This window comes from Veillonella sp. S13053-19, from assembly GCF_002959835.1.
Lineage (GTDB): Bacteria > Bacillota > Negativicutes > Veillonellales > Veillonellaceae > Veillonella > Veillonella rogosae.
Window position 1 is genome coordinate 1 of the sequence record NZ_PPDA01000015.1, and the last position, 20,892, is coordinate 20,892.

Consider the following 20,892-nt stretch of genomic DNA (forward strand, 5'->3'; position numbering starts at 1 on the left):
CTGCTGTTGCTGCTGTTGTTGTTGCTGTTGCTGCTGTTGTTGTTGTTGCTGCTGTTGCTGCTGTTGCTGTTGTTGCTGTTCTTGCTGACTTTGCGCTTGTGGATCAATTGGATGTTGATATTGGTTATGACCCCAAGCATTTTGCTCAGGTGTTATCCATCTTTGGCTACCAATAAGATCAGCTCTAGCCCAATCCTCAGGGCTGGATGCATTAGCAACACCTCCAGAAAAGCTAGCCGCCAAAATAACCGCTGCTACGATTGTAGTGGCGGATTTTTGATGTGACTTAGCCAACTCAGACGTTACTACGTAAGCGTGCTTAGTTGCACTCCAAACAACTTTGAATACCTTATTCATATAAGTTCCCTCCCAACATTTGTGGCTCTCACCCCACAATGAAGAAATAAATCAAATATTGCACTCTTTTCACTAAACATTCACAATATTTAACATAATATTACCATATAATATTTTAAACTTCCATAAAAAAATTAATAAGTTAAACTTATGTTTCATTTTTCACTCATCAAAAATTCAACAACAATACAGATAAATACTGGAACTTAATATTTATCGCATCGTATAAAACGAAATTTTAAATTTTAAACTAAATTTACTTTTACAGCTTTCATTTTATTCCTAAGTATTCAAAATATGAAAAAAACCTCATCAATGTATCACTTATACATTGATGAGGTCTTTTTTACTCTATATAGTTTTATCTATAATATTAGAATTTAGATTCGATAGCACCTTGAAGGTCACCTTTTGGCAAGAAACCAATTTTACGATCTACAACTTCGCCGTCTTTCAAGATAACGAATGTAGGTAATACTTCTACTTGCATATTACGTGCTAATTCTGGTTCTTCATCAGCATTTACTTTTACAAAGTTAGCTTTGCCTTCAAGCTCACCTGCGATTTCTTCGATGATTGGCATCATACGTACGCAATAACCGCACCATGGAGCCCAGAAATCAATAACAGTAACGCCACCTTGATTTACTAAATCTTGATATTCAGCAGTTTTTAATTCTTTTAATTCGCTCATTGTACCCTCCTACGGTAATTGAACTAATACACAATCTTGAATGACATGCAGGTTTAAAGCATGTGCTTTTTCAACAACAGATGGTTTATCCGCTCCTGGTTGCAACCATACAGTAGAAATGCCAAGTTCTTTACATTCATCTAATGCAGCCAAGCCCGCTGCTTCTGGTACAACAAAATCCACAACAGCTGGTACAACAGGAAGTGCAGAAAGACTAGAGTAACATTTGTCTCCATCTATTTCTGCAATATTAGGATTAACTGGATATACTTCATATCCGTGATCTTTAAGACATTTATAAATCTTATAGCCGAACTTTTCGGTTTTATGAGTGGCTCCAATAACGGCCCACACTTTTTGATCTAAAGCTTGTTGAATTGTCATTTTGACCACCTCTTATATTCTATTATAAATGAATATCGAATATTGTCAATATAATATATCGAATTTTATAACCAAAGAATTATTCTCTTTTAGCAAACATCCTATAACATAAAGCAATAGCCGTTTTATGCTCTTTATCTATATTTTTATCTCAATCGTTTTCTGACTAAGACAAGGTAAATTTAAATCAATCTTAATTAATTCAGAAATACTTATTTCCCGATTATTTAATGCATTGGCTTTAACTAACCCGCCTGCGATAGCTAATTCACCGACGATTCTATTAGCAGACCATTGATTATCACGCATTTCCCGAATAGTAATACTCTTCTGTCGTTTAGACAATCTATGCCCTTCAGAATCAATTAAGAGCGGTGCATGACCATACGATGGTACTTTTATATGTTTAGAGTGTAAACACTGTTGTAATGTTTTATATAAATATATTTGCTGTCCTGTAGTATCTAGCAAATCATCTCCACGAATGACCTCCGTGATTCCCATTGCAATATCGTCTAGGACAACGGCTAAATTATAGGCATACATACCATCACCACGACGTAATACATAATCATCTAGCTCACCTTCTAAATGAATATGTTGAACACCTTGCCAGCGATCTGTAAATTCTATATCACAAGAATCTATGGATAAGCGCAACGAAGGATCCTTTTCAGCAGAAAACGTTTTCACCTTTTCCTCATCTATATGGCGGCAATGTCCATCATATCGATGAACTACCTCTCCCACATGAGGGGCTGAAGCAATAGACTGTAATCTAGCACGATTACAAAAGCATGGATAAATTAGTTTTTCTAATGCAAGACTTTCTAAGATATTAGCATAGTATTCTTGTCGTTCACTTTGCCAATATGTTGATTCTGGTCCGCCAATACGCGGACCTTCATCCCATTCAAAGCCAAGCCACTCTAAATCATCTAAAAGTGCGTCCCCTAATTCCCGTTTAGAACGTTGAAGATCTATATCCTCCATTCGAACTACATAAGTTCCCTTTTGTTGTCGCGTAGAAATATATGATAATAAAGCAATCCACACATTGCCAAGATGGATATATCCTGTTGGGCTTGGTGCAAACCGGCCTTTCATATTAGCCCTCCTACATTACAAAACAAGTGGCATACTCTGTACAATCAAACAGAATATGCCACTATATTATATTAAATAATTAGCCTAAAGAAATGATATTATCGAATACATCACCAGCGTCTTTAATTTTTTGTTCGTTACCCATTGTACAAATATGATTATCCTTTAATACAGGTTCAACCACATCTGCTAAAGCAACAATATTCTCTGGCTTACAAGCGATAACTTGTTTACGGAACTCTACCTTATCCTCTAGTTTAGCACCGCTAAAGTACATGCCCATTGCACGTGGACCACGCAACGCTGGAGTCATAGGCAAGTCTAAAGAGCTCATCGTACCAATAATATATTTACGCATTTCACGGTCAGTCAAAGTAAACTCACGAAGGTATTGAGGTAACTCTTTGTACACATTCAATGTTTCTACCAAATTTGGATCACGATAGCTACAGAAAATCATATTGCCATCGTCATAGAAATTAGCAAAGGCACCGTAAGCACCACCTTGAACACGAATACGAATCCAAAGGTACTCATACCGCAAAATCGTTTCTAGTACACTCATAGGACCAATATGTTTATACCCATGATCGACAAAGTTACCACCTTGCGCTACGTATTGCACCTTACCAGCTGTAACGATACCGTCATTACCGGAAAGTCGAGTAATTTGTAATACATCATTGCTTAACTCAGTAGTATCCCAAGTTTCAACCAATGGTTTCATTAAGTTTTCAAAAGCCTCTAATTCGCCTTCTTCACCAACAAACATAATATCTACGTTGTTAGCACGGAAAATCTTACGAGCTACGTCGGCTAATTTTTCTGGCAGTAATGGTAATGCTGCGGGGTTAGAAGCTAATTCGCTAATCTTCTGATAGTAACTAAAGTTCCCATTGTCTCTAAATTTACCAACCGCAGATACTTGTGCCATAACGCGTTGACTTACAATGGAGTTACCGCGACGGAATGCTTCGTTATCCCAAATAGCTTTGCTTTCTTGAACAAGCTCAGTCAAACGACGATCATCGCTATAATCTGCTTTTTGTACTACTTCATTAATCAAGCGACACAAATCAGGTAATTTAGAATGCAATGCTTTAGCACGTACAATCATAAGTGGTGTAAATTCATCGCGTTTACCATCTTTGCTGATTGCTGTAACATCAGAGCTTAAACCACCAAGATTCATATTGATATCTTTAGCCAATGCTTCATAGCCGCGTTCAGATGTATCAATACGACCAAGGATATCACTTAAAATATCTGCGTAGAACAATTCATCTTCTGTAAGGCAACTCAAGTTAAAGTATAAACCTACATAGTTAATACCTTTTGTGAAAGTTGGCACAAAGTGTACTTTCGTATCGCCAATCTTGCTTTCACGGCGTTCTACAGCTTCAATATTAGGATTTAAATCAGATAACTCAAGCAATGGAATCGATGCCAACGCTTCTTCACTATCTGGAGTTTCTTGACGGATTTTAAGGCGTTTTGTTTGTTCTACAATCGCGTCAATCTCCTCTTTTGTCATATTCGCTTTTACAGCAGCTAAATGTTCTTTAACCTCTGCATCTTTGCGCTCTTGAAGTCCACGTTCAGGATAGATAGATACGAGTACTTTGTGATTGTTATTTAAAATAGATTGACGAATCAAATCTTCAAAGTACGTACCAGATAATCCTTTTCGAATATTCACTAACGCTTCTTCGTAGTGTAAGAGCTCAAGTGGATCATTATCGTATAACCAGTTATCCATCATGCGGATGACATAGGCAAGACCGATTGGCCGACCACCAAAGTCGCTTTCACGAAGAGCAAACTCAATGCTATTCAAGGAAGCTTCTAATAATTCTTTATCTAAACCTTTATCACAAAGCTCTTGTAATGTAGATTCTACAATGCGTTGCAAGTCAGCTTGTTTATCTAGATTAGAGCCAGTTGCTTGTACAGTCCACATAGGTTGGCGAATGCTATCTAAATAATAGCCACTCACATCAGAGCCGATACCTGCTTTTACTAAAGCCTGTTTTAAAGGTGCCGCTGGGGACGTTAATAAAGCATGTGTTAACACTTCAAAAGCCAAGCTATGCTCAGGAGTCACACTAGGTAATACATAGGCAAAGGAATGCAAAGTACGATTCTCTGTTGGTTCCTCAGAACCTACACTATACGGATAGCTCACCACTTTACCTTCTGTAAATGGAGCTTGTAAACCTACCTCAGTATGAACCTCAATAGCATCAAAGTGACTTAAGTATTCATCATTCAAAAATGCTAATTGTTCTTCAATATTCATAGCCCCATACAAGAAGATATAACTATTGGATGGATGATAGTGAACACGATAGAACTCTTGGAATTCTTCATATGTTAAATCTGTAATATGATCAGGATCCCCACCAGAATCAACACCATAAGTAGTATCTGGGAAAAGTTCGCGCATCATTTGACGCTCTAATACGGAATCAGGGGAAGAGTACACACCCTTCATCTCATTAAATACAACGCCTTTATAGGTAAGCTCATCATCGGCATGATCTAGCTCATAATGCCAACCTTCTTGCATTACGATTTCTGCATCGTCACGTACGCGAGGATACAATACAGCATCAAGATACACGTCCATTAAGTTGCGGAAGTCTTTATCGTTCTTACTCGCCACAGGATACATCGTCTTATCAGGGTATGTCATTGCGTTTAAGAACGTATTCAAAGAACCTTTCACGAGCTCTACAAAAGGCTCTTTCAAAGGAAACTTGCGAGAACCACATAATACGGAGTGCTCCATAATATGCGCTACACCAGTACTGTTGTGAGGTGTTGTTCTAAAAGCAATATTGAATACTTTATTAGAATCTGGTGAATCGATATAAATTAATCGTGCACCAGACTTTTCGTGCTTCATTTCATAAGCGGTACCATTGATCTCATCAATGCGCTCAATGCGGTCAAGGCGAAAGCCAGAATAAACCTTATTTATTTCCATGCTGTCCCTTCTTTCTATATAAATAAAATGATTTCTTTCTTAACAATTAATTATACCATATCGATGACTTTATATATAGATGTTAAGAATAATTATCGAAACACAAAACCCCATAGGCATAGGCCTATGGGGTTTATGTTATTTAGTATGTTGCATTTGCCACTTTTGATTGCGGCGCAAGGTTAATAAGCCTTCTAGTACAGCTTGAAACTGTACAAAGCTCAATGTATAGGGTTCATACATATCCGGTACTACCTTGTAAGAAATAGTAACCTCTGCTTTATCATAATCGTAGTAGATACCATGTAAATTACTTACTGTAGTATAACCAGTTTGAGCTTGCTCCAATGTTGGAATAGGCTGATTTTTTAGATTTCCTAGTAGATCGCTAATGAAACCTTCCTTACGACCTTGGTCATTGAGCATTTCATCCATAAAACTACGTAGACTATCCATGAATAGATTAACCTCTTTGGTCTAACAATAAGCCATTGTGAATAACACGAACAGCATCTTTTACACGGTCTTCAGCAACAAGGCAGGAAATACTAATTTCAGAAGTAGAAATGATTTCGATGTTAATACCTTCTTGGCTCAAAATATCAAACATTTGTGCAGCTACGCCAGGTTGACCTAGCATACCAGCACCGATAATAGAAACTTTTGCCATGCGTTCGTCAATATTAACAGCTTCAATATCAACTGCTTTTTGCAATTCTTCCAACACTTCGCGCGCCAAAACTACGTCATCCATAGCTACTGTAAAGATAAGGTCGGTTTTAGGCTCACCAACAGAGCGGATAGATTGAACAATCATATCTACGTCAACATTTTTCTCAGCCAATGCTTTGAATACAGTTGCTGCCACACCTGGTTTATTTTCAACGCCTACAAGGGCTACTTTTGCAGTATTTTTATCATCAGCTACGCCAGTAATTACGCGTTTATTTGCTTCCACAGTATAATCCTCCCGAATAATAGTACCTGTTTTATCATTAAATGTAGAACGTACATGAATAGGCACGCCATAACGGAAGCCCATTTCTACGGCACGTGGTTGCATTACACCTGCACCAAGGCGAGCCATTTCGAGCATTTCGCCATACGTTACTTCTTCTAATTTGAAAGCTTCCTTCGCTACGCGAGGGTCTGTAGAATATACGCCGTCTACATCTGTGAAGATTTCACATACATCTGCCTTCATAGCGCCTGCCAATGCAACTGCTGTTGTATCAGAGCCACCACGACCTAATGTAACCATGTCACCATATTCAGTAATACCTTGGAAACCAGCAACAACTACGATGTTGCCTGCATCCAACGCTTCAAACACGCGATTTGGATCAACGCCCAAAATACGGCCTTTATTGAAACTATCACTAGTTGTGATACCTGCTTGGTCACCTGTTAAGGATACAGATTTATGACCACGTTCGTTAAAAGCCATTGCCATCAATGCAATCGTTACTTGTTCACCTGTGGATAACAGGCGGTCCATCTCACGACCATAAGGCTTGGATGTTACTTGTTTAGCCAATGCTACCAAGTCATCCGTTGTATCACCCATTGCGGATACAACAATAACGATTTTATCGTCTGCTTGCTTCTCACGAAGGACGCGATCAACAATATTAAATATTTTTTCTGGTGTAGCTACGGAACTACCACCAAATTTTTTAACGATTAAGGCCACAATAATCCCTCATTTAACTATATTTACTAAATATCAATATGAATATACTTTACCACAAACAAATAGCACTGTAAAGGGATGTACAGCAATCATTCCACTGGACTAATACAAAAATCCTTTTTCTGCGGACATTAAGATATATGCAAAAAGACCAGCCCTAAGGCTGGTCTTTATTAGTTGTTTTAGTTAATTAAGCAACTGTAATTTCTTTTTCAGATTCCCACAAACCGTGAAGATTGCAGTAAGATACAGCAATCAATTTACCGGATTTTTTCAAAGATACTGCTAAAGTACCTTCAGAAATTGCTACTACAGGGCCTTCGTTAGCAGTTGCACCGTCACCATGAACGTTGAATGCGATAGTACCAACTTCGTATGGTAATTGAGTACCTTCAGCTACGAAGTACAATTTAATCCAATCAATGTGATGTTCTACAGTGTTAGGATGTGCAATGTCTTTACCTACGGACAAAGTTACGTGGAAAGTTTCACCTGCTTTTACAGTGTCAACTGTTTCGATAACAGGAACGTGTTTTTCAGTAGCGAAATCGCCGGATTTAATGTAATCATGTACAGCCATAGTTAACCTCCTGGTTATTGTTATATACATACTTAATGTCAAGAATATTGAGCACTACTGTGCTTATGACTATATTATACATTTTCGATATAGTTTTAGCAAGGACTTTTTCGAAACTTTTAGATTTAATTATAGTTAAAACTCATAAATACAAAATATCAGTTGCTAAATGTACTACTAAACATGCTACTACACATGCCTTTAGGAGTATCCTTAAGATTTAAGTACATATACTTAAAACTCAATACCTTTAGCAGCCTTAATACCCTTCTCATAAGCATGCTTTACTACGTTCATTTCTGTTACCGTATCCGCTATTTCAATAATTTCTGGTTTAGCGTAGCGGCCCGTCAAAATTACATGAAGTCGTTCTGGCTTATTCTTTAGCATATCTACTACAGAGTTTACATCAATAAGCTCGTAATTAATGGCATTGTTGATTTCATCCATAATGATAAGATCCCATGTATCAGAGTTAACCTCCTCTACCAAAGTATGCCAAGCAGTTTGAGCCGCCTCTTTGTGTCTTGCGAGCTCAGCCTCTCCTACTTCATCACGTTTATAGTAAATAAAGCCTTTACCCATGGAGCGTATTTCTACTTGGTCACCTAATTTAGCGAGACCTGCTAATTCACCATAGCCATTACCACTTTTAATAAATTGTAGTATGAGAACCTTAAAACCTTGACCAACAGCACGCAATGCAACACCTAAAGCGGCCGTAGTTTTACCTTTACCATTGCCTGTGTTGACTAAAATTAAGCCTCGTTCACTCATAATTAGCTCCTTTTAGCTTTATACGTAGCACATATATCTACAAAGTGTTGCGCCCCTTCATCAGAACCAGCAAAGTTCAAATGTAAATAGGATGCTAATACATTATTAGTAGCATAGCCGCCATCATAAGATTGAGGTTTACGGCCTCCTTCTAAATGGAATGCCCATGGGAAGTCTTCTACTGTGGGCTCCATCGTAGAGAAATGGAACTCATGCCCACGAAGGGATGTATTTGCGTCCCCTAATAAAGTATCTCTTTTGGCAGTAGCCGTAACATAGCCAACCTTTTGCAGTTTTTGTTGCATCACACAGTTAGCCGGTACAATCCCTACTGTTTCATATACAGAGCCTTCAAAATCGTGAATCGTTTCACAAAGGTACATAAGCCCACCACATTCAGCATAAATCGGCATACCTTGCTCATTTGCTTGGCGGATAGATTCCTTCATAGATTCATTGCTAGATAATTGGAACAAGAACATTTCAGGGAAGCCCCCACCAAATACAAGGCCGTCTACTTCGGGAATCATTAAATCATTAAGAGGGCTAAAATAAACGAGCTCGGCCCCCTTCTCTTCTAAGGCAGCTAAGCTTGCGGGATAGTAGAAAGAGAACGCCTCATCATAGGCTACGCCAATTTTAACTCGCTTTTCAACGGATTTAGCATCTACAGCCTCTGGTAACTCAATAGCAGGTGCACTAGAAGCAATGTCCAACAATTGATCTAGATTTACCATTTTCTCAACAGCTTCGCGAATCGTGTTGATGGCCTCTGTTGGGTCTATTTCAGTAACAGGTGTGAGTCCTAAATGGCGCTCAGGAGAGTGCATACGATCATCTCGGTAAATAGCACCAATAACAGGTACACCTATCTTATCCATGCCTTCACGAACCATGCGCTCATGGTTAGCAGAACCTAAGCGATTCAAGATGACGCCACCAAAGTTTACCTCTGGATCATAATCACGGAAACCTTTAGCAATAGCTGCCGCACTTTCACCCATGGCCTTGCAATCGATAACAAGCACCACCGGTGCATTCAATTGTTTAGCAATTTGAGCTGTAGAACTAACACCTTCTCGACCACCATCATAAAGACCCATAACACCTTCAATAATAGCAAGGTCTACTCCATGCGCCATAGTAGAAAAGAAAGGATTTAATTTGTGAGGTGGCACGAGCCACGTATCTAAATTATAGCTGTCACGGCCGGATGCAATTTTATGAAAGCCCGGATCAATATAATCCGGGCCCACTTTAAAGGATTGCACCGTACGTCCACCATTTGCATAAGCAGCCAATAAGCCCGCTACGATAGTTGTTTTACCTACACCAGAGTTAGTGCCAGCAATGACAACGCGTGGAATCTGTACTGTGTTCATAGATATTACCTCGTAATACGACGTGTTTGTTAACGGTCCTTACGTTTTGCAAGGATTGTAGATAAGTAGTTGAGTTTAGTATCTTTTGGCATGTTATCAAGGCCTACGAATACTTGCTCATCTGGCAAACCTACACGGCTAATCATAACCGCATCATCTGCCATATTGTGTTTAATCAATGTTTCTTGTACTTCATCAAAGTTTTTGTACACTTTCATGATTACCGCATCATCGGCAACAGCCAATACAGCATCAATTTTTTCTTTAGGTGCTGTAGCAGGAACGATAGCTAATACTTCTTCCTTCTCTACGATTGGATAGCCAAGATGGGAACCAATAGCACAGAATGCAGTTACACCTGGAATTGTTTCGATTTCATGACCAGTATTTTCAATCAAGCGGTATACATACATATATGTGCTGTAGAACATAGGATCACCCAATGTTAAGAATACAACGCTTTTACCTTCATCTAAGTAAGATAAAATAATGCGTTTTGCTTCTTGCCAGCCTTCCTCTTGTGTAGCATCATCCAATACCATTGGGAATACTACAGGAACGATTTCTGTATGTTCTTGGATATATGGGGATGCAATATCAAGGGCTACAGAGCCATCTTTCTTTTCTGTTTTAGGTGTGATAATAATATCTGCTTCACCTACGATACGAGCAGCTTTCACAGTCATTAATTCAGAATCACCAGGGCCTACGCCAATGCCATATAATTTACCTTTCATGGGTATCTCCTATTCTTATAGTTACAGTTTATTTATAATTGCAATATCTTTTATTATAACCAATTTATGCAAGATATACAAAGGCACTATTTAATATTTGGAATTGCAGGGCGATGTGGGCTACGTTTGCCATACAAATCATCGATGCAGTCTTGTAAATGTTGACGGAAGATATCTTGGATAACTTCATACTCACCTAGACCAGCATTAATAGGTTTAACCTCATAACCAGCCTCAGTCAATTCATTTACTACACTATCCTCTTCATCTCCGAAGAGATCATTTTGGGCATGATCTCCTAGTACTAATAATAATGGATGTAGGTGAATTGTATTTGGACGCTTCCCATCAAGCCATTCCCATGGCATAGCTACATCAGCCACATAAGGAGCATTCTCTAAAACGGCGACACGTACATTTGTAAGGCCATCACGAATTAGTTTAAATTGTAGGTTGCCATATGATGAATTACCAGAACCGAGGCCACCATGACCAACCAATAGTAACCCTTCTTCTTTAGAAATATTAAGAGATTTAATGAAACGGTCAATTAAGATTTGGTAATCATCTGGATGCTCTTCTTGGCCCATGTAATATACGAGAGGTCTACCTACGCGCAATACTTCCAGCTGTCCTTCCCCTTCATGGGCAAGGATATTATTTTTCAATTTATCAAACTCTTCACCGCCAGTGAAGTGAAGTGGTTGTACATACACATGTGTATACCCTTCTTGGATGAGTTTTTCTAATGCCCCTTGTTCAGTAGGCACCTCAATACCGCGTTCACGTAAACGCTTAACAATGATACGAGAAGAAAAAGCTAGTTCCACGGTACAATCCGGATATGATTTACGAATATGTTCTACTACGGAATCAATATTATGTTCACGAGCACTGTCAACAGTGGATCCAAAGGCAACAACTAAAATAGCTTGTTTCATGAAAGTCTCCTTATATTAATTAATAATATATCTTAATCATACCATAGAGAACCTTTTCAGGGCATACCGTAGTACGTATAAATTGGAAATTATTCTTATCTTTCATAGTGAAAAGTAAAACTCCTCCTCATTGGATATCCAACAAGGAGGAGTTTTGCTTATGGAAAGGAGTGGAGTGATATGTCTAATTATGTAATAGTAAGTATTAAGAAATCATACCTTGTGCTTCTATACGAGAATTTGTCATTACAGGTTTTACAGATTCACGAGGCATGGGACGCTTCCGATCAGACATGCGGATAGCTTGGCCTAAATGTTTCAAGAATAAATCTTGTACATAAGGGTTTTCACCAAGACCTTCATTCCAAATATCTACATTGTAACCCTCTTCAGCGAGCAATGCATAAATGGAGTCAGAACGCTCACCGCCAAGATAGTCCATTAAATGTGTAGAACCAATAAGAGCCAACGGTACTACTAACAAATCTTTATGCCCCATTCGATCTAACAAGGTAAGAGCTTGTTTAAAAGTAGGGAATCCATTTGTAGTAAATACCACTACATTTGGTGCTGAGCCGTACATAGCTTTCAATTGTAATGTACTAAATTCCAATTGATTTTGACCATTCGCCATAAGCACTACAGACTTATTAAGCGCTTTTGTATTAACGTGGCGAACAATACTTTCTAATGTAGCTTCATAATCGTCAGCATAATTCTTTACACCTAAAGATGTGAGTAACGGCTTACCAATGTTCACTTGGCTAAAACCATATTCATTATTATGTAAAAACTTTAATGCTTGTTTACGCATTTGTTGGTAACACTGATCTGCTACCAATGTAACTGGTTGAATGTATACTTCATCAACGCCCTTACGAGCGAAATCTTGCATAGCCTCTGTGAAAGAAGAAATCTTATCATCGTACTTCTCGTTCCACTTCTCTACTAATGCATCAGATAAGAATACACGGCGTACCTCCATATCGCTATACATGGAACGTACTTTTTTCTCTATACTGCCAATGGATTTCTCCACAGCATCTTGGTAAATTGATCCAAAGGATGCAATGATTATGCCTTTCATATGTGACCTCCATATTTCTCATACATGATACAATTTTCACAACTGAAAATTGTTATCAACTACTCTGTAATAATAGTACAAGATTAATGTATAGAAGTCAATGAGAAAAAATATCAAAATCAACCAAAATAATGTATAAATGATGCAACACCACATAAAAGAAGGAAAAATATAACAATAAACTTAATTCGACCTGTAAAGGTATCATACCTTCTCTTGTCGCCAGCTGTGATTTTGCCAGAGCAATTATGACGCCATAGATCAAAGACACAAGCAACACAAAGAATAATAATTAAAATATACTTCAAATCAATCATATAACTTGGTAAAGCAATATAATCGCTAAACAATGAAAGTGCAAAGAAACAATTCCCTAAGATACCAATTACAATTTTAACTATTCGTTGCCTAGCTATAATGACGAGATAATTCACCATTAATAAGCCAAAGAGACCTATTACAATATTCGCAAACATATCTACCCTACTAATTTAAAATCATAGTACTCTAATCTATTTAATATATACATTACACTATTACTTCAAGATACACAAAATGGTGTTGAACTCAAAGGAGTCCAACACCATTTTGTATATTAAATTTCTTTTATACTATTAACATCCCAGCTACCTTTTATAAAGAGTCTATAAAAGACAAAGACATTGGCGAAAGGAACTACTAATAACAATATCCATAATCCGCTATACAAACTATCATGAAGCCGTCGGATGAGTAAAGTAAATACAGAGAAAAGAGTATAGACATAAAGTATATAAAAGATCGCCCATGATATAGGCTCTAAAATAGCTATTCCCATTTCACTTTTTATCATGAGAAGCAACGCAAAAATATTTACATTTAAGCCCATTATTGTGCCTAGTGACCCTACACCTATGCCAGCCTCAATAATCTTAGCGCGTCCAGTTAATCTAAATGAGCGATATAAATAAATATCTCTCAAATATTCTAAAATTCCTTTTTCATTGCTTAAAGTGATTTTTGTCTCTACATATCCAATTGTACATGTAGAAGAAATCATCTGCACATTACTATCGCCATATTTATTCAAACATTGTTCCGAGGGCAAAAAAAGTAACAATGCTGCTGGAATAAAAATAATTAATATTTCTATGAGAAATATCTGTTCAAAAAAACTCAAAAATAATCCCTCTGTAGAATATGTGTTATAAATATAATAAGAATATATAATACTAGCGATGGACCCCCATATCCATAACAGTTTTCCAGAATATCCATTATCATGTAGTCTACGTCTACTTAATTCTAACGTTAATCCCAATCCAAATATCTTAAAAACATATCTTACATAATACATAAGTATATACTCTACCGATATATTATTAATAATGGCATTACTCACTAAATAGGTAAAGAATAGTCCAATTAATATAAAAGCAAATCCTTTTCTACCTATCCTAGTATTATGTAGTAGATCGTATATATTTTGTTTTAAAAGAATTTGTTCTCTCTCAATAAAACCAAACATAATCTTCTCTCTTTTATATGATAATTTTATTTTACTAAAATTTTATATTTATTTTTATTATATATCATATTTTGATAGGACGCCTACATAACTACAGTAATAAAAATGATGCCCTGTACTTGTGTAGCGACATCAGGAACGAGGAGCAAACAAGTATAGGGCAACATTTTTAATATATTTGTAGTAATGTTATGGGGCCCCTTCAAAGTATTCTAGATATCAAGAAAATAAAATCACTTATGTATTCACATATTCATATCCTTATAACCAAAAAGAATATAATTATAAAATCTACTACTATACTATATTCATCACATTAATTTCTTAAAAACTCCTTAATTTTCCTATACTTCTAGGGGTATGGGGTTTATTGACACCTCTTTTACCCTTTGTTACGATTGGCTTAAGGTTATATATATGCAATAAATCTACATTTTTCGATATAGCAAAATTATGTAAATAATTGCATACCCCTGTAGTTTTAGTTTTGGATAGGAGTATAGAAATGAAAAAACAATTAGCATTAGCATCCGCTATTCTAGGTCTTGCCGTATCTGTTGGCGCACCTGTTGTATCTCATGCAGCATACCAATTAAATGAAGAAGTAAAAAATCCTACACCTGCATTAAAAGAGGCATCCACTATTGGTGTTCGCACACATGAAACAAAAGAGCTTCAAAATCTTCAAAACAAAGATGCTATCGTAGTTATGAGCTTTGGTACAACTTATAAAGAAACTCGCGCAAAAACTATTGATGCTACTGTAGCAGCTATTCAAGCAGCTCACCCTAACACTAAAGTAGTAACTGCTTTCACAAGCCATATCATTCGTGATCGTATCCAACAAAAAGAAGGCATTACATACCCTACACCAGAAGAAGCTTTAGACCAATTGAAAGCTGAAGGTTATACACGCGTTGCTCTTACATCATTAGATGTTATTCCTGGTATGGAATATAACTACGATGTAGCTGTTTATAACCTTTACAAAAACAACTTCAAAAAAATGACATTAGGTACTCCACTTATGTACTGGATGGGTCAAGAAGGCCAAACTGATGAAGTTATTCAAACAATTAAGGCTGTACAATCTCAATTCCCTAAATTAGGCAAAGAAGATGCTGTTCTTATCATGGCTCACGGTACTCCAGATCCTGCAAATGCTTACTATTCTGTAATTCAAGACCGCATCCATACTCTTGGCTTGAAAAATACATTCATCTACACTGTAGAAGGTACTCCAAATCTTGAACAAGTTATCCCTCAATTAAAATTACATGGTATTAAGCACGTTACATTGATGCCATTCATGATGGTTGCAGGCGACCATGCTAACAATGACATGGCTGGTGATGAACCAGATTCCCATAAATCCATCCTTGAAAAAGACGGCTTCAAAGTAGATACTTACCTTCATGGTTTAGGTGAAAACCAAAATATCCGTAACTTGTTTGTTGAACGTGCAAACGAATCTTGGGACGCATTACAAAAATAATCCATTTAACTAGTATCGTTATCAATCTATAACGTACATAGGAGTACATCATGAGAAAACTACTACTCGGTAGTATCGCTTTGGTAATGATTGTACTAGCACTAGCTGGGTGTGGTAAAACCACATCCAGCTCTTCTGCTACTACGAAGGAATTGACCTTTAATGGTCAAACCTATACTGTACCAAAAGATCCACAAAAAATTGCTGTATTATCTAATTCTGTTTTATCTATGCTTTATGCTGTCGATGGCAAAGCCATTAGCCGTGCCAATACAACGGATAAATTAGCCCCAGAATTAGAAGCTCTACCCGCTCTTGGTCAAACTGCAAATATCAACATGGAACAACTATTAGGCTTGAAGCCAGATGTGGTATTGGGTTTAGTAAATCAACATAAAAAATATGAATCCCAATTACAAGCTAATAATATTCCAACCGTACTTTTTGATTACGATGGTATTAAAGATAATGTACCAATGTTAACATTCCTTGGCGAGTTAACCAATCATCAAGACAATGCTAAATCTGTTATTACTACCTATGAAAGCAATATCACCAAGGTAAAAGATGCAGTTAAAAATCAACAGCCTGCACGTGTTGCCGTGTTACGTGCCACAGGGAAAGGTGTAACTGCCGAAACTGATGAAGCAGTGACTGCATCTATGGTAAAAGAACTAGGTATGACAAATGTTGTTGCCTCCCACCTAGAGGGTACAACCAAGGATAAAACTGTCCCTTATTCTCTTGAAACATTGACGGCAGATAATCCTGATATTATCTTTGTTGTTACAATGGGCAAAGAAGAAGAAATTACAAAAGCCATGAAACAAGCTATGACAGATAATCCTGCATGGGCTAATTTAAAAGCTGTACAAAATAATCGCGTAATATATTTACCATCTAAACTATTCCTATTAAACCCAGGTCTACAAACACCTGAAGCTATGGCACGTTTAGTTAAAGAAGCATACGGTATTAATGTTACATTCTAATATATTGCATCATGCTAAAGAGGGCATCCCCTAAATAGGGAGTGCCCTCTTTTTTTATTAGTATCAAGCTACTCAACTAATCCTTTTACACGCACATATTTTTTATTATCATATGTATCAAGTTGTACATCTACAGAGAAAACATCTCTAAACAACTCATCTGATATTATTTTATTTGTTTCTCCTGACGTTACTAAATGGCCTTCTTTTATAACAGCCATATAATGTGAATATTGAACCGCCTGTGTTAGTTCGTGAAGTACCATGAGAACGGTTAAATTTTGTTCCTTATTTAAGCGTTTCAATAACTCCATAATTTCTAATTGGTGATTAATATCTAAATATGTTGTTGGTTCGTCTAATACTAATAATTTTGGTTGCTGTGCTAGCGCCATAGCAATCCAAACGCGTTGCCGTTCACCACCAGATAGAGATGGTATGAGCTGATGACGAAGATGGTCTGTTTTCGTAATAGACTGTGCATAGTCTACGATTTCTCTATCCTCTTTCGCCGTATTCTTCCACCACGTTTGGTACGGATAACGACCACAGTACACAAGCTCCTCTACGGTCATATCCTTTGGCATATTAGGTACTTGTGGTAAAAATGCCATTTGACGAGCCAGCTTATTTTGTGAATAAGAGGATAATGGCTTATCAAAGATGGTTACACACTCACTAGGACTAGAAATATACCCGATCATAGATCGTAAAAGCGTACTTTTACCACAACCATTAGGCCCTATTAATGTCGTAATTTTACCGATAGGAACCGATACATTAATGTCATGTAGAATATGACGATTACCAAGAGTTACGGATAACTGTTTTACATCAATAGCGGTATTCATTAGTTATCCCTCCTCAACAGATACAAGAAGAACGGCGCTCCAAAAAATGCCATAATAATGCCCACTGGTACCTCTATAGGGCTCCACATAACACGTCCTATTGTATCACTGACAACAAGAACTAGTGCGCCTAATAATGCGGATCCAGGCAGTAAATATGCATAGTCGTTACCGATTATAAGACGTAACATATGGGGAATAACCAAACCTACAAATCCGATAAGCCCAGCTATACTTACAGCACCAGCCGCTAAAAGAGCAGCCACTGCAGTCATAATAAACCGTGTTTGTTCTACCTTAAGGCCTAATCCCTTTGCAGTTTCATCACCTAAACTTAAAATGGTAAGTCGTTTAGCTCCTAAACAGGCAAAAATAAGACCAATTATAGCATATGGAAACAGCACTTCTACCTGAGGCCAACTGCGTGCAGCGAGTCCCCCTACCATCCAAAGCAATGCCCCTTGTACACGATCACCGAAGAATACAAGTAGTGCTGAAATACCTGAGCCTAAAAAGGCTGCGACCGCAACACCAGCTAAGATAATACGACTAGGTCGCACTCCATTTTTCCATGCTAATGCATACACCATAAGTGCTGCAGCCATAGCACCTAAAAAGGCCACTAAAGGAACTATATGATCATACCCAGGAAATAAAATAAATATGATAACACCAGCTAGTCCTGCACCAGAGGATACCCCTACAATTTGTGGATCCGCCAGTGGGTTTTTCATAACCGCTTGTAATATAGCCCCCGATACTGCAAGACAGGCCCCTACCAAAGCAGCCACAATATTACGGGGCAAACGAATATTCCAAATAATCTGTGAAGCCGTATCTGTTAATTCATCAGACCATAACGTTCTCCATATCTCTGCTAGCGATACAGGTGTAGAACCCCAGATAAGAGATATAATCATACAAGCTATCACTGCAATAAGTAAAACAATGATAACAGATAAACGAAAGGCCTTTCGTTCATTAATAGACTCCATACGAACCCCCTCTCCATATCTTCATATACAAAATAAGTCATTTTGAAAATTCTATATTTTAGACCTAGTAACAGCGATTTTAGAGATACTACCAATTAAAAATATTTATTTTTAACTGGTAGTATCTAAAATATACATTAAAACCCGAATCGCAAAACTACTAAAACACGATTCGGGTTTTGTATTATTTAGATTCTTTGCCTTCTACAAAAAGCATGTCATTGCGTTTTACATCTGTGTAAAGCAATGCATTGCATACGGAAGCAGCGATTGGGCTACCACCTTTGTTGCCTTTTACAGTGATGTAAGGAACTGGGGATACTTCCATCAAATAATCTTTGGATTCTGCAGCGCCTACAAAGCCTACAGGGATACCAATAATAAGAGCTGGTTTAATGCCTTCTTCAAGAGCTAAGCGCAATACTTCGTACAATGCAGTAGGAGCATTCCCGATAGCAACGATTTGGCCTTCTAACTGTTTGCCAAATGTACGCATAGCCGCGATGGAACGAGTTACACCCAATTCTTTAGCCATTTTAGCTACGTTTTCATCTTTGATCAAGCAGTGTACTTCGTTACCACGAATTTTAAGAGCTGGTTTGGAAATACCTGTGCGCACCATTTCTACGTCAGTGTAGATGTTAGCACCGCTTTCCAAGGCTTCGATACCTTTTTGAACAGCATTAGGGCTCATTTTTACGAGTTGTGCGTATTCAACGTCACCAGAAGCATGTACAGTACGAGATACTACGCGTACTTCATCATCTGTTAACCCTAAATCTTTTACATAATCGTAAATGATTTGCATACTTTTATCTTCAATCTCTTTAGGATTTTTAACGTAATCCATTAGTGTCCTCCCATAATTTGAAAAATTCATCATTCGTTGATACCACGTGGCTTTCAAGTTTAACACGAGGTCTATCGATAACAATAACATGGATACCAAGATCCATAGCTGCTTGTAATTTTGTATCAGCACCACCTACAAGACCAGAGTTTTTCATAACTACAACGCTAGCCTTTGTATCGTGGAACATGATGCGGTTCATATCGTAAGAAAATGGACCTTGTACAGCAACAATGCGTTTGGGACTTACATTGAGGTCTTCCATCATTTGTAACACCTCTGCAGTTGGCAAAATACGTGTCCATACTTCGCAATCTTGCAAGGCTTCAGATTTAGCAAAGATGTGCATTGTCTTACTACCAGTAGTCAAATACACATGGTTATTATTTTCTTTTGCTAACTTGCCTGCCAAATTCGCTGCTTCAACTTCGTCCACTACGATATGTAATTTATCATACTCTGGCAATGGTACCTCTTTACGTTCAAAACGAACGAATGGAATACCTACTGCCTTGGCTGCCTCTTGTGCCGTTGCGGTCACAACTGCGGCGTACGGATGGCTTGCATCGATTAATAGGCGCACATTATGCTCCTTAATTAAGTTCTGCATAGCCTGTTGATCAAGACGACCCGTATGTACAGTAATGCCTTTATGGGCAGCAAGCTCTGCCCCATATTGACTAACTACCGTAACAAGCACATCTTCACCTGTCCGTTCTTGAATATCTACCGCTAAGGTGCGACCATCCAGAGTACCGGCAATGACCCAAATCATAATTTGTAGCCTCGAGGAGTAATCATGCGACCGTTTTCAACATAGGTTTGGCTGTTGCCGATGATAACAAGTGTTTGCATATCTACTTCTTCTTTTGTGAAGTTTTCAAGGTCAGAAATTACCATTTGTTGACCTGGACGACCAGCTTTTTGCACGATGCCAACAGGTGTTTTAGGATCGCGGTATTTAAGAACAATTTCGCGAACTTCATCTAAGTGAGTAACACGTTTTTTACTACGTGGGTTATACAAGGAGATAACCATGTCACCTTGTGCACAAAGGTCAGCACGTTTTTTAATAAGATCCCATGGAGTCATCAAATCACTCAAAGAAATGACTGCAAAGTCATGCATCAAAGGTGCACCCAATACTGATGCTGCTACGTTTACAGCACTAAGACCAGGTACGATGTCTACGGAAGGACGTTTTTCTGCTGGCACTTTATTAGCAAGTTCCAACACAAGACCTGCCATGCCGTATACGCCAGAGTCACCAGAGGATACTACTACCACTTGATGACCTTCTACAGCCAAATCAACGGCTTGTTGGCAACGATCTACTTCCTGCATCATCGCAGTACCTACAGTTTCTTTGCCTTCGATGAGATCTTTAATCAAGTCTAGGTATGTCAAATAACCTACCACGCGGTCAGCCGCTAAGATAGCTTCGCGCGCTTGAGGCGTCATAAACTCTTCATCG

The 20,892-nt window shown here is 37.9% G+C and carries 21 protein-coding genes; 2 read left to right on the forward strand and 19 right to left on the reverse strand.

Features of this window, described 5'->3' with window-relative positions; translation table 11 throughout:
• From VEHSUH06_RS09390 to VEHSUH06_RS09460, 14 genes are all read right to left on the reverse strand, one after another.
• On the reverse strand, window positions 1-396 hold a 396-nt coding region (locus VEHSUH06_RS09390), incomplete at its 3' end, for an ESPR domain-containing protein (protein WP_233187936.1).
• 334 nt (window positions 397-730) lie between these two features.
• Window positions 731-1,051 carry a thioredoxin gene (gene trxA / locus VEHSUH06_RS09395; protein WP_009351711.1) on the reverse strand — a complete coding sequence of 107 codons (321 nt, stop codon included), beginning with the start codon at window positions 1,049-1,051 and terminating at the stop codon, window positions 731-733.
• Window positions 1,052-1,060: 9 nt separating this feature from the next.
• The gene (locus VEHSUH06_RS09400; protein ID WP_009351753.1) at window positions 1,061-1,435 is read right to left on the reverse strand and encodes a CoA-binding protein; all 375 of its coding nucleotides are present in this window, start codon (window positions 1,433-1,435) and stop codon (window positions 1,061-1,063) included.
• Window positions 1,436-1,573: 138 nt separating this feature from the next.
• Window positions 1,574-2,542, reverse strand: a complete 969-nt coding sequence (gene gluQRS / locus VEHSUH06_RS09405; protein WP_105098680.1) for a tRNA glutamyl-Q(34) synthetase GluQRS — start codon at window positions 2,540-2,542, stop codon at window positions 1,574-1,576.
• Window positions 2,543-2,621: 79 nt separating this feature from the next.
• Window positions 2,622-5,531, reverse strand: coding sequence for an insulinase family protein (locus VEHSUH06_RS09410; protein WP_105098681.1), 2,910 nt, complete (start codon window positions 5,529-5,531; stop codon window positions 2,622-2,624).
• Window positions 5,532-5,669: 138 nt separating this feature from the next.
• A complete protein-coding gene (locus VEHSUH06_RS09415; RefSeq protein ID WP_105098682.1) occupies window positions 5,670-5,987 on the reverse strand; it encodes a hypothetical protein in 318 nt (105 codons plus the stop codon).
• A 7-nt stretch (window positions 5,988-5,994) separates the two neighbouring features.
• Window positions 5,995-7,224, reverse strand: a complete 1,230-nt coding sequence (locus VEHSUH06_RS09420) for an aspartate kinase (protein WP_105098683.1) — start codon at window positions 7,222-7,224, stop codon at window positions 5,995-5,997.
• Between the two features lie 190 nt (window positions 7,225-7,414).
• Window positions 7,415-7,804 (reverse strand): class II SORL domain-containing protein, encoded by a 390-nt coding sequence (locus VEHSUH06_RS09425; RefSeq protein WP_054748677.1) that lies wholly within the window; start codon window positions 7,802-7,804, stop codon window positions 7,415-7,417.
• Between the two features lie 234 nt (window positions 7,805-8,038).
• Window positions 8,039-8,581 carry a cob(I)yrinic acid a,c-diamide adenosyltransferase gene (gene cobO / locus VEHSUH06_RS09430; protein WP_105098684.1) on the reverse strand — a complete coding sequence of 181 codons (543 nt, stop codon included), beginning with the start codon at window positions 8,579-8,581 and terminating at the stop codon, window positions 8,039-8,041.
• A gap of 2 nt (window positions 8,582-8,583) precedes the next feature.
• On the reverse strand, window positions 8,584-9,963 hold the full coding sequence (locus VEHSUH06_RS09435; protein WP_105098685.1) for a cobyrinate a,c-diamide synthase: 1,380 nt from the start codon (window positions 9,961-9,963) through the stop codon (window positions 8,584-8,586).
• A gap of 29 nt (window positions 9,964-9,992) precedes the next feature.
• The gene (cobI, locus tag VEHSUH06_RS09440) at window positions 9,993-10,700 is read right to left on the reverse strand and encodes a precorrin-2 C(20)-methyltransferase (RefSeq protein WP_054748673.1); all 708 of its coding nucleotides are present in this window, start codon (window positions 10,698-10,700) and stop codon (window positions 9,993-9,995) included.
• Window positions 10,701-10,786: 86 nt separating this feature from the next.
• Window positions 10,787-11,641 carry a sirohydrochlorin cobaltochelatase gene (locus tag VEHSUH06_RS09445; protein WP_105098686.1) on the reverse strand — a complete coding sequence of 285 codons (855 nt, stop codon included), beginning with the start codon at window positions 11,639-11,641 and terminating at the stop codon, window positions 10,787-10,789.
• Between the two features lie 205 nt (window positions 11,642-11,846).
• Window positions 11,847-12,728: a sirohydrochlorin cobaltochelatase gene (locus VEHSUH06_RS09450; protein ID WP_105098687.1), complete on the reverse strand. Its 882-nt coding sequence runs from the start codon at window positions 12,726-12,728 to the stop codon at window positions 11,847-11,849.
• 595 nt (window positions 12,729-13,323) lie between these two features.
• A complete protein-coding gene (locus VEHSUH06_RS09460) occupies window positions 13,324-14,235 on the reverse strand; it encodes a DUF805 domain-containing protein (RefSeq protein ID WP_105098689.1) in 912 nt (303 codons plus the stop codon).
• 505 nt (window positions 14,236-14,740) lie between these two features.
• Here VEHSUH06_RS09460 and VEHSUH06_RS09465 point away from each other — a divergent pair.
• Together VEHSUH06_RS09465 and VEHSUH06_RS09470 are read left to right on the forward strand one after the other, a co-directional pair.
• Window positions 14,741-15,730 carry a sirohydrochlorin cobaltochelatase gene (locus VEHSUH06_RS09465; protein WP_009351724.1) on the forward strand — a complete coding sequence of 330 codons (990 nt, stop codon included), beginning with the start codon at window positions 14,741-14,743 and terminating at the stop codon, window positions 15,728-15,730.
• Between the two features lie 50 nt (window positions 15,731-15,780).
• Complete coding sequence (locus VEHSUH06_RS09470; RefSeq protein WP_105098690.1) at window positions 15,781-16,722, forward strand: ABC transporter substrate-binding protein; 942 nt, start codon at window positions 15,781-15,783, stop codon at window positions 16,720-16,722.
• A 68-nt stretch (window positions 16,723-16,790) separates the two neighbouring features.
• Here VEHSUH06_RS09470 and VEHSUH06_RS09475 read toward each other — a convergent pair whose 3' ends face one another.
• The 5 genes from VEHSUH06_RS09475 to cobJ all read right to left on the reverse strand — a co-directional run bounded on the left by VEHSUH06_RS09475 (window position 16,791) and on the right by cobJ (window position 20,879).
• Window positions 16,791-17,573, reverse strand: a complete 783-nt coding sequence (locus tag VEHSUH06_RS09475; RefSeq protein ID WP_105098691.1) for an ABC transporter ATP-binding protein — start codon at window positions 17,571-17,573, stop codon at window positions 16,791-16,793.
• Window positions 17,573-18,568 (reverse strand): iron ABC transporter permease, encoded by a 996-nt coding sequence (locus tag VEHSUH06_RS09480; RefSeq protein WP_009351759.1) that lies wholly within the window; start codon window positions 18,566-18,568, stop codon window positions 17,573-17,575. The genes VEHSUH06_RS09475 and VEHSUH06_RS09480 overlap by 1 nt, the downstream gene beginning before the upstream one ends.
• Window positions 18,569-18,752: 184 nt before the next feature.
• The gene (locus VEHSUH06_RS09485) at window positions 18,753-19,418 is read right to left on the reverse strand and encodes a precorrin-8X methylmutase (protein ID WP_105098692.1); all 666 of its coding nucleotides are present in this window, start codon (window positions 19,416-19,418) and stop codon (window positions 18,753-18,755) included.
• Window positions 19,405-20,193, reverse strand: a complete 789-nt coding sequence (gene cobK, locus VEHSUH06_RS09490) for a precorrin-6A reductase (protein WP_105082103.1) — start codon at window positions 20,191-20,193, stop codon at window positions 19,405-19,407. Before cobK ends, VEHSUH06_RS09485 begins: the two co-directional genes overlap by 14 nt.
• The gene (gene cobJ, locus VEHSUH06_RS09495) at window positions 20,190-20,879 is read right to left on the reverse strand and encodes a precorrin-3B C(17)-methyltransferase (protein ID WP_009351748.1); all 690 of its coding nucleotides are present in this window, start codon (window positions 20,877-20,879) and stop codon (window positions 20,190-20,192) included. Before cobJ ends, cobK begins: the two co-directional genes overlap by 4 nt.
• Between the last annotated feature and the right edge of the window lie 13 nt (window positions 20,880-20,892).